The sequence below is a fragment of the Streptomyces sp. NPDC102274 genome (assembly GCF_044766385.1).
GTDB lineage: Bacteria > Actinomycetota > Actinomycetes > Streptomycetales > Streptomycetaceae > Streptomyces.
The window spans coordinates 1-14,615 of record NZ_JBIWLW010000075.1 but is presented as its reverse complement, the minus strand read 5'-3'; the positions used below and the strand labels follow the sequence as shown (position 1 = coordinate 14,615).

Sequence of the window (14,615 nt, the reverse complement as noted above, 5' to 3'; positions counted from 1 at the left end):
GGCTCAAGCCGGGCCCACTGGTCGTTCGTCAGATCTCCACGTCCCACAAAACACGATCATGAACGAACAAGATCCACTTTTGCAACAGGCCCTAGCCAGAGTATGCCGCCGCGCCGTGCGCCACATCCCTCGGTTTGGTAGTCGCCGGCCCTTCACCCCGGACCGAAGAAAGGCGGTTCGAGCCCAGGTGCCCGTCGGCCATGTGGATTCCACAACAGACGCGGCCAAGTGACGCCGCCGCACGAAGAAGTCGCGTTTCACGGGGTTCCACAACGATGTCGGCGGATCCCGCCGGTCGACGGCCCGTGACATCCGTATCCGCATCGGCGTACCGGATGGACGGCGCGGGCCCCAGTGGGCTCCCCCGCGTGGTGCCCCGTGGGGCGGGCGGACCGAGGACCTGGTTCGTCGCGGCATCGACGACGGACTCTCCGCGGGGGAACCCGTGGTGCGGTCACCGCTCGGGCGGTCTCATGCGACCTTCGTCGCGCACAGAATGCCGTGTGCGATAAGGCTACCCGGCGTTGTGGTGAGATCCTGGGCAACCATCTTCGTGACCGTGAACCCGCATTCTTCCACCCAGCTCCGGTAGGTCGACAGCTTCTGCGGGCCGCCCTGACCCATGGTGCAGGCGAGGAAGTAGGCGGGGAAGATGTCGACGCCGGCGCTGCTGGGCTCCTTGACGTCCTCGGGGTACACCGGCACCAGGATGTTGACCTGCCCACCGACGTCCAGCGCCTCGTTGACACCACTGAGGATCCTGACCACATCTTTCTTGTCGAACATGTCCAAGAAGTGCTTGATCAGGACAACGTCGAAGCCTTTGGGAACGCTTTCGAAGACATCGCCACCGAGGAACGAGCAGTGTTCCTCCACACCGTGGGATCGAAAGTTCTCCAGGCATTCGTCCTTCTTCTCCGGCAGATCGAAAGTCGTCACGCGGAGCCCGGGAGACGCCTTCAGCTGATAGGCCAGAATCGCGCCGAGACCGGTGTTCCCTGCGAGATCGAGCACCTGCGAGCCGGACGGAACGTGGATGTTCCTGAAGAACCAGGGATCCAACTGGGTGGTGACGCCGTCCATCATCGTCGCCCAGGAGTCGCGAAGGTCCTTGTGTTCGGCCACGGCCTCGTACAGGTTTCCCTCGAACCCGTAGAGCTCCTTGAGGCCGACGAGCGTGCCGTTCCGAACGCTGTCGGTGAGATAGAACATCTGCCTGAGCATGACGACCTTGATCATGTTCAAGACGGTGAGCACTTGCTGGAGGTGGGACGGGGCGACGCCCGCGAACGCGTCAAGGGAGTAGCGGCCGGAACCCTCGTCGTAGGAAACGAAACCCTCCTTGACCGGCAGATGGAGGAGTTGTTCCACGGCGTCCGGCGCGGCGCCGACGGCGTCGCCGAGCTGGGCCGCGGTCATGCGCGGGTTCTTCCGGAGCGCATCGATTATGCCGAGTTCGAAACAGGACAGCAGGATCATGAACCTCGACGGCCCCACCATGTATTCGCGAAGTCGCATGAACGTGTCTACTGCGGTCATTCCGCTCGTCCCTTCGGGTCGGTTGTGACCACCACGGCGCCGGGTGCTCGTGATCGTTGATCTGGCGCACGAGGTACAAGAGAGCACGTCGGGTGCGCGGGCCGACGCCGTGCGTGCGGTGTGCGTCCCGGACGCCGCGACCGTCCACGTCCGGATGGTGGGCGAGGCGGAGACGCCGCGCCGCCGGCCGTGGTGCCGGCGGCGCGGTGTCAAGGCTTCGAGCAGGCCCCGCCCGATCCCCGCGGACCCCCGGACGCGCCGCACGACGGCACGGCTCCACTACCGCGGGACCCGGTGCGGCGCTCCCTCCGCCGGCCGGGCCGACCCGCGGGGGGGGAGCCGAGTCGCAGCGGGACCGCGCGGAACTGGCCCAGCGTGCGCGGATCGTGTTGCTGACCGCCGACTGCCAGAATATGCCGCCACGGCCTGCCCCCACATCCCTTGATCTGGTAGTCGTCGGGCTGATCAACCCAGACCGAAGAAGGCGCGGTACGAGTCCAGTTGCCCACCGAGCATGTGGATCCCGTGGTGGACGCGATGACCACGAGCCGCCGCTTCCCGAAGAAGACGCGTTTCACGGGGTTTCATGATGATGTCGGCCACCACACATCCCGCCGGGAGCAGGTGCGGCTCGAATGGCAGCGGATCATCCCAACGCAGCCCGAGCGGCGTGGCGTTCACGACGATGTCGGCCTTGTCCAAGTCCGGTTCGGCCGCGGTGAAGGTTCTGCCCGGCCAGTGCGCGTCCAGGCGCGAGTGGAGTCCGCCGAGCTTCGCGGCATCCAGGTCACACACCGACAGCCGCGCGGCGTCAGCCGCCAGCAGCGCGGCCGCGATGGCGCTCCCGGCGCCACCCGCGCCGACCAGTGCGACCTGCCGGTCTTCCGGATCGAAGCCGGCCTCCACAAGGCCGGTCACGAAGCCGATGCCGTCGAAGTTCTCGGCGTACCACTTGCCGTCTGCTTCCCGTCTGAGCGCGTTGGCACTGCCCGTGACCTCCACCATCGGGCTGCACCGGTCGGCGAGTCGGCGCGCTGCCGCCTTGTGCGGCACCGTGACGAATATGCCGTCGACGTTGCTGATGCGCCGCAGTCCGTCGAAGATCTGATCGAAGTGCTCCGGCCCGGCATGCACGGGGACCAGCACTGCGTCCAGTTCCCGCCGCGCGAAGAGCGGATTCATCAGGGCGGGAGACTGGACCTGGGCGACGGGATCACCCAGGACGACGTACAGGCGCGTGGTGCCGCTGATGGGGATTGCGGGAGGTGTGCTGGTCATCGCGACCTTTCCTGGATTGTCCGTGCCCGCTGGCCACGCAGCATCTGGGCGACGGAGAAGGCGACTTCCACCGACTGTTCGGCGTTGAGGCGCGGATCGCAGGCGGTCCGGTAGCGGGCGGGCAGGTCCGCCTCGGCAATGTCCGAGGGACCACCGAGACATTCCGTGACGTCCTCGCCGGTCACCTCGACGTGAATGCCGCCTGGATGAGTGCCGAGCTGCCGGTGTACTTCGAAGAAGCCCGCGATCTCGTCGACCACGTGGTCGAAGTGACGGGTCTTGTACCCGCTGCTCGACGTCCGGGTGTTGCCGTGCATCGGGTCGCACTGCCAGATCACTTGGTGGCCGGAGGCGGTGACCTTCTCGACGATCGGCGGGAGGGCGTCGCGGACCCGGCCGTGCCCCATGCGGCTGACCAGCGTCAGCCTCCCCGGTGTGCCCTGCGGGTCGAGGCGCCGTACGTAGTCGACCGCCTGCTCCGGGGTGACGCCCGGACCGATCTTGAGGCCGATCGGGTTGGACAGGAGCTCCGCGAGGGCGATGTGAGCTCCGTCGAGCTGGCGGGTGCGTTCACCGATCCACAGGAAGTGCGCCAGCCCGCTCGACAGCCGGGGCTCCGGACCACTGGTGTCCACCCACAGTCCGGCCCGCTCGTAGTCGAGCAGGAGCATCTCGTGGCTGACGTAGACCTCGGTCGGAAGCGTCGCCCCGCCGCCGTCCATGGCACACGACTCCTGGCCGGCGTGCCGGGCGCCGACGGGCAAGGAGCAGACGAGGTTGCGGTGCGGCTCGACCACGCCGCCGGCGCAGAGTGTGCGCACCAGGTCCATCGCTCTGGCGGCGTGGGTGTGGGCCCGCAGCATCCGATGCGGGTCGGGCGTCCGCGCGGCGACCGTGGGCTCCGGGGAGTTCACGATGTCGCCCCGGTAGACCGGCAGCCCCAGCTCGTCCATGGCGTTGGACCGCGGTTTGGCGTACTGCCCGGCCATGCGGGCGACCTTGACCACCGGCAGGCCCGCCGCGTCGGCGAGCGCGCCGGCCATCTGCAGCAGCACCCGCAGATTGGCCCGCAGATGGGGCCCGGTGTTGTCGGCGAAGGTCTCGGCGCAGTCACCGCCCTGGAGCAGGAACGCCTCGCCGCGGGCGACCGACGCGAGCCTGTCCGACAGCCGCGCCGTCTCGTGCGGGGCCACGATCGGCTCGGCCCGGTGCAGCAGTTCGACGACGGCGCTCGCCCGCTCCGGGTCCGGCCACCGCGGCTGCTGCGCGGCCGGCCGGGCCAGCGCCGAGCTCAACCCGCGTGCCAACAGCCGGTCCCCCAGGCGGGTGTGGGCCGGGCCCACCGGTTCGGCGGGCCCGTGATGGAACCGCCTCATGTCATAGCCGCATCGGCCATCGGGTCCGGGACCGCGGCACCACCGACGAGCGCGTCCAGGCGTTCACGGGGCATCTGGTCGAGGACGCGCGTGACCAGGTCCGATGGCACATCGCTCACCAGCTCCGCACCCGCGTCCCCGTCCAGGACGAAGGCGAGTCCGGTGATCGCCTTCTTGTCCCGCCGCATCTGGCGGACGAGGACCGCCGGTTCGACGTCGGCGGGCAGGGCGGCGGGCAGGCCGTAGTGCTGAACGACCGCCAGGTGTTCGTCCACCCTCGCGCGGTCGATGCGGCCCAACGCGCTCGCCAGCCTGCCCGCGAAGACCGTGCCGATGGCCACCGCCTCGCCGTGGCGCAGGGCGAAGTCGGTCGCTGTCTCCAGCGCGTGCCCCAGCGTATGGCCGTAGTTGAGCAAGTGGCGCTTCCCGGCGTCCCGCTCGTCCACCTCCACGATGCCCGCCTTGAGGGTCACACTCGCGGTGATCTGTTCCGCCAGCGACAGCCCGCGCAGGTCCACCGCCCCGATGAAGTGGCAACGGGCGATCTCCCCGAGGCCGTTGAGTATCTCCCGCCGCGGCAGGGTCGACAAGTAGTCCGTGTCACACAGCACCGCGCTGGGCTGCCAGTACGCGCCCACCAGGTTCTTGCCCGCCGGCAGGTTCACCGCCGTCTTCCCCCCGACGCTGGCGTCGACCTGGGCCAGCAGCGACGTCGGCAGGTGGACCACCGCCACGCCCCGGTGGTACAGCGCGGCCGCCAGCCCGACCACATCCGTGGTTGTTCCGCCACCGCAGGAGACGACGACGTCCGACCTGGTGAGCCCGAACCGGGCGAACTCACCGCACAACGCCTGCACCGTGGAAAGGGTCTTGTCCTGCTCGCCGTCCCGGGCCGGCAGCAGCAGGGTCTCCACACCTGTCTCGGGCACCCATTCCGCCGGACGGGCCGACACGACGACGGCCCGCCTGGCGCTCAGCCGTTGGACCACCTCGGCGAGCGACGTACGCACCCCCGGGCCGATGACCACATCGTAGGAACGATCTCCGAGGCGCACCGGAACTGTACGTTTCACGCCGCCTTCGACCTCGCACCCGTCAGGCCGACCGAGTCGGCCGCTCCTCGGCCGATCACGATCACGTCAGCCGTGTCTTTTGTCATCATTCTTCCTTCCGATTCCAACTTGTTAATGATCAGCTCGGGATGAATCGCGCCACGTGGTGACGGAGTTCGGATTCAGCTCGACGTGCCGGACAGAATGCGGGAGATCAGCATCCGGTGTTCGCCGTCGTCCGTGATCGTGCGTACCTCCTCTCGGCCGTCACGGACCGTCAGGTACCGTCGCCCCTTCATGACGACCTGACCGTTCTCGAAGGTCCGGCCGAACAGGATTTCCTTGCCGTCGTCCCGCCCCGCGTCCGACAGGATCTTCCGGACGCGGTCCTCCAGCTCCTTCCAGTCGCTCCACTGTCGGGATTTCATCGTGAAGGAGTAGACGACACTCCACCGGCTGACCACTCCCCGGCGTTGCAGAGTGATCTCGGATTCACGGTCGATCAGCCGGTACTGGCACCCGTACTGGGTCTGTACCGTGTCGGAGATCAGCAACGGCTCCACATAGGAAGGGCCCGGGTAGCCGACGTCGACAAGCCATTCGTCACCGTCCAGTGCGACACGGCTGAACATGTGCTCGACCTCGACCCCGATGTTCTCCCGGCCTTCGACGGTGACGCCTGCCATCAGAGTGACGTCGTAGCCCAGTTCACGGAGGAGACGGAAGAACAGACGGTTCAGCTGAAAGCACGAACCGCCCTGCCCGTTGACGACGGTCGTCTCGAACATGACGCTCTCGTCGGGGTCGACGAAGTGCACTCCGTCGCTGAGGTCCTCGCCGGCACCGTTGTACGGAATCGCCATGAGGTGGTTCTTGTGCAGCCTCCGCAACGTCGCGATGTCCACCCGGGTCTCTCCTCCGCAGCCGATTCGCCGGAGATACTCGCCCACGTCGAACACGTCATCACCCTCTTTCAGACAGAAATCGCTGGTGGATTGGCGGCCTGTTCGCCGCACATCAGCTCTCGCAGGTGCGCGGCGAGCATTCCTGGCGTCGGAAAGGCGAAGACGAGCTTGGGAGAGAGCTTCTTTTCGGTGATGTTGCGGAGCCGGTTACGCAGCTCGATGGCGGTGAGGGAGTCGAAGCCGATCTCGAAGAGCCCCTGGTCCGTGTCGATGTGGTGTGTCGGGCTGTAGCCCAGAACAGCGGCCACCTGAGCCCGCACCAGGTCGAGCAGGACGGTCGCCTGCTCGGCGGCGGACAGTCCGGCCAGGCGGTCGGCCAGTCGCCGCTCATGGCCGGTTCCCCCCGCGTGCGCCAACTGCCGGCCCGACCGGACCAGGCCACGCAGCACATGCGGCACTTCACCACGGGCCGACGCACCGGCACGCAGCCCCTGCAAATCCAGCTTGATCGGCACCAACAGGGCCTGCCCAGACCCCACAGCGGCGTCGAACAACTCCATACCCTCCACCGCCGAGATCGCCAGCACACCACCACGGCTCATACGAGCCTGGTCAACCTCGCCCAGGTGGGCGGTCAGGCCGGTGATCTGCTCCCACAGACCCCACGCCAGCGACACACCCGGTAGCCCTGCCGCCCGACGACTGGCCATCAACCCGTCGAGAAAGGCGTTCGCCGCCGCGTAATTGCCCTGACCAGCACCCCCGAACACGCCCGCGACAGACGAGAACACCACGAACGCGTCGAGATCCATACCGCGGGTCAGTTCGTCCAGGTGCCGCACCGCGTCCACCTTCGGCGCGAACACGCCTGCCAGCCGATCCGGGGTCAACGCCCCGATCACCCCGTCATCCAACGCGCCCGCTGTATGCACGACTCCCGTCAGAGGATGCTGCTCCGGCACCGACGCCAGCAGAGCCGCCACCTGGGCACGATCGGACACATCACAGGCGACGACCGAAACCTCCGCTCCCTGGTCCGTCAGCTCGGCGACCACATCCTCCACACCCTCGGCAGCCGCACCCCGTCGACTGGCCAACACCAAATGCCGCACACCATGACGAGCGACCAAATGCTTCGCCACCAGACCACCCAACGACCCCGCGCCCGAGACCAGAACCGTCCCCTCCGCGTCGAAGGGCTTGGGAACGCTCAACACGACCTTGCCGACGTGCCGGGCCTGACTCATGTACCGGAACGCCTCCGGTGCGCAGCGCACGTCCCACGTCGTACGCGGCAGCGCAGTGAGTACGCCCGCGTCGAACAGAGCCACCAGTTCGGTGAGCATCTGCTGGATCCGGTCAGGACCGGCCTCGGTCAGGTCGAATGCCTGGTAGTCGACTCCGGAGTGCGCCCTGGCGACGGCGTCGGCATCCCGGATGTCGGTCTTGCCCATTTCCATGAATCGGCCGCCACGGGGCAGCAGCCGCAACGAGGCGTCCACCAGTTCCCCGGCCAAGGAGTTCAGCACGACATCCACCCCGGCACCGGAAGTCGCGGTGAGGAAACGCTCCTCGAACTCCGCCGTACGCGACGAGGCGATGCGCTCATCGGCGAAGCCCAACTCCCGCAGCACCGCCCACTTGCTCTCGCTGGCCGTGCCGAGCACCCTCGCGCCCAGATGCCGGGCTATCTGAGTCGCAGCCATGCCCACACCGCCGGCGGCAGCATGGACGAGCACCGACTCCCCGGCCCGCAGGCCGGCCAGATCACACAGACCGTAATAGGCGGTCAAGAACACCACCGGGACCGAGGCGGCCTGTTGGAAAGACCATCCCGCCGGCATCCGGACCAGATACCGATGATCGGTGACGGTGACCGACCCGAACCTGTCACCGGTCAGTCCCATCACGCGGTCACCGACGGCCAGGCCGGTCACGCCCTCGCCGACCTCCAGCACCACACCCGCGCCCTCGCCGCCTACCTCCGCCTCCTCCTCGAACATGCCCAGCGTGAGGAGTACGTCTCGGAAGTTGATCCCCAAAGCCCGCAGCCCGACACGGACCTGACCGGCAGCCAGCGGCGCGGCGGCCCCCGGATCGGGCAACAGCGCCAAGCTGTCCGGCGTACCGCCGCCCGTAGCAACCAATCGCCACTCCGACGTATCCGCGGGCATCCGCAGAACCCCCTCGGCGGCAGGGGTGAGCCGAGGGGCCGACAGTGCCGTGCCACGGACCGCGATCTGCGGCTCGCCGCTGGCCAGCACCGGTCCCAGCACCGCCTCCGCACCACCGTCGGCGGCGGGATCGAGGTCCAGCAGGATGATCCGGCCCGGATTCTCGGCCTGAGCGGCACGCACCAGACCCCACACCGCCGCAGCGGAGGGATCGGTCACCGTACTGTCACCGCCGGCGGGAACCGCGCCCCGGGTCACAACCGCCAGCCGTGACTCTTCCAGTCCGGCCCCAGCCAGCCAGCACTGCACGACCTCCAACACCCGCGAGGTCAGAGCCAGTGCCACGTCTTCGTCGTCGCCGCTGCTCAAGGCTTCCATGAACGCGACCGCCGGCGGTTGCGCACCGGACAGCACATCGTCGGCCAAAGTCGCCACATGTTCCGCGGTGGCCACCACTACCCACGACGGCGCGGGCTCCGCCCCCTGAACCGAGGTCAACTCGGTCCACTCCACCCCGAACAACGAACTGGCGACCGCCATGTCCGCTGCCATCTCCAAGTGCCCGGCCGGCACCGCCCGCGACACGAGCGAGTCCATCGTGACCACGAGGCCACCGGCCTCATCCCCCGCCTCCAGGGACAAGCTGTCACGCTCGAACTGCGCGACACGCACCCGCAACACCGAGGCACCGGCCGCGTGCAGTTCCAGCCCGTTCCAAGCAAACGGCAGCCACAGCTCCTGCCCGTCTGGTTCACCTTCGACGTCAGCATCAGCCAGCCTCGCCGCTGCGGCACCGGCCGTCGCGGCTTGCAGGGCCGCGTCCAGCAACGCCGGATGAACACCGAACCTGCCTGCCTCCTTGCCCAGGTCCTCGGGCAGGGCAACCTCGGCGAAAACCTCCTCGCCGCGCCGCCACACCGCCCGCAACCCTTGGAACGCAGGCCCATACACGTAGCCACGCTCGACCAAGTCGTCGTAGAAGTCCCCGACCTCGACCGGCTGCGCACCCAGCGGCGGCCAAGCCGTGAAATCGAACCCGGTACCACTGCCACTGCCACTACTACTCGGCGCCGACGACAGCACACCGGTGGCGTGCCGCGTCCACACATCCGTGCCGTCCTCACGCAGCGAGTACACATCCACCGTGCGTGAACCGTTGTCATCCGGTCCGCTCAACGCGACCTGCACACGGACCCCGCCATGCCCGGGCAGCACCAGCGGCGCCTCGATCACCAACTCGTCCAGGACCGAGCACCCGGCCTCATCACCGGCCCGCACCGCCAACTCCACCAGCCCAGTGCCAGGAAAAAGCACCACACCACCGACCGCGTGATCAGCCAGCCACGGATGCGACCGCAACGACAACCTCGAGGTGAACACCAAACCGTCCGACTGCGGCAACTGCACCACCGCACCCAACAGCGGATGATCCGCACCCGCCTGCCCCAACGACTCCGCGTCAGTCACCGACCCGGCCGACTGAAGCCAGTAATGCCGATGATCGAAAGCATACGTCGGCAGATCGACCCGACCGGACACCTGCGGCAGAGCACCACTCAAGTCGACTGCCACACCCCGCACGAACAACTCCGCCACAGAAACCAGCAGACGTCGCAGGCCACCGTCGTCACGCCGCAACGACCCGACCACCACAGCATCGACATCCGTGCCGTCGACGATCTCACTGATCGGCTGCACCAGCACCGGATGAGCACTGACCTCCACAAACACCGTGTGTCCCTGCCCCAGCAGGTCCACCACCGCCGGGCCGAAACCCACCTGCTGCCGCAGGTTGCGATACCAGTACCCGCCATCCAGAATCCCGGCGTCCCGCACCCAACAGCCGGTGACGGTGGAGTAGAACGGCACCGTCGGTGCCTGCGCGACGATCCCGGCCAGTGTCTTGGCGAGGGTGTCGCGGATGTCCTCCACGTGCCGGGTGTGCGAGGCATAGTCCACCGCCACCCGCCGCACCCGGATCCCCTCACCGGACAACACTTCCAACGCCTCGTCCAACGTTTCGGCATCACCAGCGATCACCACCGAAGACGGCCCGTTGACCGCAGCCACCTCCACCCGCTCCGCCCACCGAACCAAACGCCCGACCACCTCGTCCCCACCCAGAGCGACCGAGGCCATACCGCCATGCCCGGACAACTCCGCAGCGATGGCCCGACTGCGCAACACCACCACCCGAACCGCATCCTCCAACGACAACGCACCCGCCACACACGCAGCCGCGATCTCACCCTGGGAATGACCCAGCACCGCATCCGGCCGAACCCCCACCGACTCCCACATCGCAGCCAGACCCACCATCACGGCAAAGCTCGCCGGCTGCACCACATCCACCCGATCCACCAACCCCGAGTCGGCCTCACCACGCAACACATCGACCAACGACCACCCCACCCACCGCTCCAACGCGGTGGCGCACTCCCTGATCCGCTCAGCAAAGACAGGCGACGAGTCCAGCAACTCCCGCCCCATCCCCACCCACTGCGAACCCTGACCCGGAAACACCCACACGACCTTGCCCGGCACACCCGAACCGGCACTGCCGACCACCACACCAGGCGCGCTCTCCCCACACGCCAACGCCCGCAGCCCAGCCAACGCCTCCTCACCAGAACCAGCCACCACCACCGCACGCTCACCCAACACCGCACGACCCGACACCAACGCACCAGCCACACGCGCCAACGAAACCTCGTCAGCACCTTCCACAAACTCCACCAGCCGACCAGCCTGAGCCGCCAACGAACCAGCACTCCGCGCCGACACCACCAACGGCACCACACCCGCCTCCTCCAGAGCGGGCAAAGCCTCCTCGTCGGGCGCCTCCTCCAGAATCAGATGGGCATTCGTCCCACTGATGCCAAACGAGGACACCCCAGCCCGACGCGGATGACCATTGCGCGGCCACTCACGCGCCTCCGTCAACAACTCCACCGCACCCGCCGACCAATCCACCTCAGTCGTGGGCTCCTGGACGTGCAACGTCGCGGGCATGACATCGTGCCGCAATGCCTGCACCATCTTGATCACGCCGCCCACGCCCGCGGCCGCCTGCGCATGACCGATGTTCGACTTCAAGGAACCAAGCCACAAGGGACGCTCCGGATCCCGGCCCTGCCCATACGTGGCCAGCAACGCCTGCGCCTCAATCGGATCACCCAGAGCGGTTCCGGTCCCGTGAGCCTCCACCACATCCACATCGGACGGAGACAGTCCAGCGTTGGTCAGCGCCTTGCGGATCACCCGCTGCTGCGACGGACCATTCGGCGCCGTCAGACCGTTCGACGCACCGTCCTGGTTCACCGCGCTGCCGCGGATCACCGCCAGCACCTGGTGCCCACGCTCACGCGCCACCGACAACCGCTCCAACGCCACCACGCCCACGCCCTCGGACAGCACCGTCCCATCCGCGCCGGAGGCGAACGCCTTGCAATGCCCATCCCCGGCCAGGCCACGCTGCCGGGAGAACGCCACAAAGGTGCCCGGTGTCCCCATCACCATCACACCGCCGGCCAGCGCCATCGAACACTCCCCCTGCCGCAAAGCCTGCGCAGCGAGGTGAATAGCCACCAACGACGACGAACACGCCGTGTCCACCGACACCGCCGGACCCTCAAATCCGAACGCGTAGGACACCCGCCCCGACGCCACACTCGACGCCATCCCCGTGCCCGCGAAACCCTCCACCTCCGGCCCAGCCACACCGGCCCCATACCCCTGCCCGGACAACCCGGAGAACACACCGACGTCGGTGCCCTTCAACGAGATTGGATCGATGTCCGCCCGTTCCAACGCCTCCCACGACGTCTCCAGCAGCAAACGCTGCTGCGGATCCATCGCCAACGCCTCACGCGGCGAAATCCCGAAGAACCCCGCGTCAAAAAGCCCTGCCTCATGCAGGAAACCGCCCCGACTGGTATACGACGTGCCCGGACGATCCGGGTCCGGGTCGAACAGACCCTCCACATCCCAGCCCCGGTCCTCGGGAAACCCCGACACCGCGTCCCGACCCTCAGCCACCAACCGCCACAGGTCCTCCGGTCCAGCCACACCACCCGGCAACCGGCACGCCATACCCACGATCGCGATGGGCTCCCCCACACCAGCCACAACGACCGTCGGTACCACTGGCACCTGCACCACATCACCGAACTCGTCGCGCAGGTGGCGGGCAAGCGCCAGCGGGTTCGGATAGTCAAAAACCAACGTGGCCGAAAGCTTCAAACCAGTCCCTTCACGCAACCGGTTACGCAGTTCCACCGACGTCAACGAATCAAAACCGGCATCCCTGAACGCCGCATCCGCCCGAACAGCCTCCGGCCCGGCATGCCCAAGCACCACCGCAGCCTGAGCACGCACCAGATCAAGCAACAAAGCCTCCTGCTCCGCCGCAGCAAGCCCTACCAGCCGGTCAGCCAACCGCCGGCGCTCATCTCCCGTGCCCGCCGCGTGCACCAACTGCCGACCCGACCGAACCAGACCACGCAGCAAATGCGGCACCTCACCACCAGCCGCCGCACCAGCACGCAACCCCCGCAGATCCAACTTCACCGGCACCAACAACGCCTGCCCAGACCCCACAGCGGCATCGAACAACTCCATACCCTCCACCGCCGAGATCGGCAGCACACCACCACGACTCGCACGCGCCTGGTCGACGCTGCTGAGGTGCGTGGCCATGCCGAGGGTTTCCTCCCACAAACCCCACGCCAGCGACAACCCGGGCAGACCCGCCGCCCGACGACCGGCCATCAACCCGTCCAAAAACGCGTTCGCCGCCGCATAGTTGCCCTGCCCAGCACCCCCGAACACGCCCGCGATCGACGAGAACACCACGAACGCATCGAGATCCAGACCACGGGTCAGCTCATCCAGATGCCGTACCGCGTCGACCTTCGGCGCGAACACGCCTGCCAACCGATCCGGGGTCAACGCCTCGATCACCCCGTCGTCGAAGACACCAGCCGTGTGCACCACGCCGGTCAGCCGGTGCCCCTCGGGTACGGTAGCCAGCAATTCCGCCACCTGAGCACGATCGGAGACGTCACACGCGACAACCGATACCTCGGCACCCTGCTCGGTCAGCTCGGCAACCAGGTCCGCCATACCGTCGGCGTCCCAGCCTCGTCGACTGGCCAGCATCAGACGCCGTACACCATGACGAGCGACCAAATGCTTGGCCACCAGACCACCCAGCGCCCCCGCGCCCGAGACCACAACCGTCCCCTCCGCACTGAACGCGACGGGCGAGTCCGAGATGTCATCGGCAATGCGTACAAGCCTCGGCACAGACAAGGCGGATCCGCGCACCGCGATCTGCGGCTCGCCGCCGGCCAGCACCGAACCCAGCACCGCCTCCGCACCACCGTCGGCGGCGGGATCGAGGTCCAGCAGGATGATCCGGCCCGGATTCTCGGCCTGAGCGGCACGCACCAGACCCCACACCGCCGCAGCGGAGGGATCGGTCACCGTACTGTCACCGCCGGCGGGAACCGCGCCCCGGGTCGCCACCACCAGCCGCGACTCCCCCGACCCGGCCTCGGCCAACCACGTCTGCACAACCCCCAGCACCCGCGAGGCCAAGGCAAGTGCCGTGTCATCGCCGCCGACCGCCGTCAGCACCGCCACCGCAGGCCCGCCGTCAGCCGGAGCCACCACCTCGTCAGCAGTCGTCACCGGCACCCACGACGGCGCGGACTCCCCCGCAACCGGCGACAGCTCGGTCCAGTCCACCCGGAACAACGAGTCGCCGACCGCCGTAGCCGGCTGCTCTGCGGACACCACTCGGAACACGAGCGAGTCCATCGTGACCACCAGGCCGCCGGCCTCGTCCCCTGCCTCCAGCGAAACGGTGCTGGGCCCGCCGGGCACCAACCGGACCCGCAACACCGACGCACCACCGGCGTGCAGCACCACTCCGTTCCACGCGAACGGCATCACCGGCTCCCCGGGTTCCTCCACCCCCGTGTCCGCGGCTCCGAGCGTCCCGGCTTGCAGGGCCGCGTCCAGCAAGGCGGGATGTATACCGAACCTGCCGGCATCCTGACGCTGCTCCTCAGGCAACACAACCTCGGCAAACACCTCCTCACCACGCCGCCACACCGCACGCACCCCCTGAAACGCAGGCCCATACCCATACCCGGCCCGCGCAAGCAACCCGTAACCCCCATCAATACCCACCGCTTCCGCACCGGGCGGCGGCCAAGCCGTGAAATCGAACCCGGTACCACTCCCGCCCGACATCACCGACAGCACACCAGAGGCATGCCGCGT

At 67.9% G+C, this 14,615-nt stretch carries 6 protein-coding genes; all 6 read right to left on the bottom strand.

What is annotated here, in order from left to right; translation table 11 throughout:
• Positions 1 to 471: 471 nt before the first annotated feature.
• Positions 472 to 1,539, bottom strand: a complete 1,068-nt coding sequence (locus ACIRQP_RS41055) for a methyltransferase (protein ID WP_403900395.1) — start codon at positions 1,537 to 1,539, stop codon at positions 472 to 474.
• Between the two features lie 465 nt (positions 1,540 to 2,004).
• Positions 2,005 to 2,817 carry a shikimate dehydrogenase family protein gene (locus tag ACIRQP_RS41050; protein WP_403900394.1) on the bottom strand — a complete coding sequence of 271 codons (813 nt, stop codon included), beginning with the start codon at positions 2,815 to 2,817 and terminating at the stop codon, positions 2,005 to 2,007.
• Complete coding sequence (locus ACIRQP_RS41045) at positions 2,814 to 4,193, bottom strand: 3-deoxy-7-phosphoheptulonate synthase (protein ID WP_403900392.1); 1,380 nt, start codon at positions 4,191 to 4,193, stop codon at positions 2,814 to 2,816. Before ACIRQP_RS41045 ends, ACIRQP_RS41050 begins: the two co-directional genes overlap by 4 nt.
• Positions 4,190 to 5,266, bottom strand: coding sequence for a 3-dehydroquinate synthase family protein (locus tag ACIRQP_RS41040; RefSeq protein ID WP_403900390.1), 1,077 nt, complete (start codon positions 5,264 to 5,266; stop codon positions 4,190 to 4,192). Before ACIRQP_RS41040 ends, ACIRQP_RS41045 begins: the two co-directional genes overlap by 4 nt.
• A 161-nt stretch (positions 5,267 to 5,427) precedes the next feature.
• Positions 5,428 to 6,150, bottom strand: a complete 723-nt coding sequence (locus tag ACIRQP_RS41035) for an arylamine N-acetyltransferase (RefSeq protein WP_403900388.1) — start codon at positions 6,148 to 6,150, stop codon at positions 5,428 to 5,430.
• 68 nt (positions 6,151 to 6,218) lie between these two features.
• Positions 6,219 to 14,597, bottom strand: coding sequence for an SDR family NAD(P)-dependent oxidoreductase (locus ACIRQP_RS41030; protein ID WP_403900386.1), 8,379 nt, complete (start codon positions 14,595 to 14,597; stop codon positions 6,219 to 6,221).
• Positions 14,598 to 14,615: the final 18 nt, after the last annotated feature.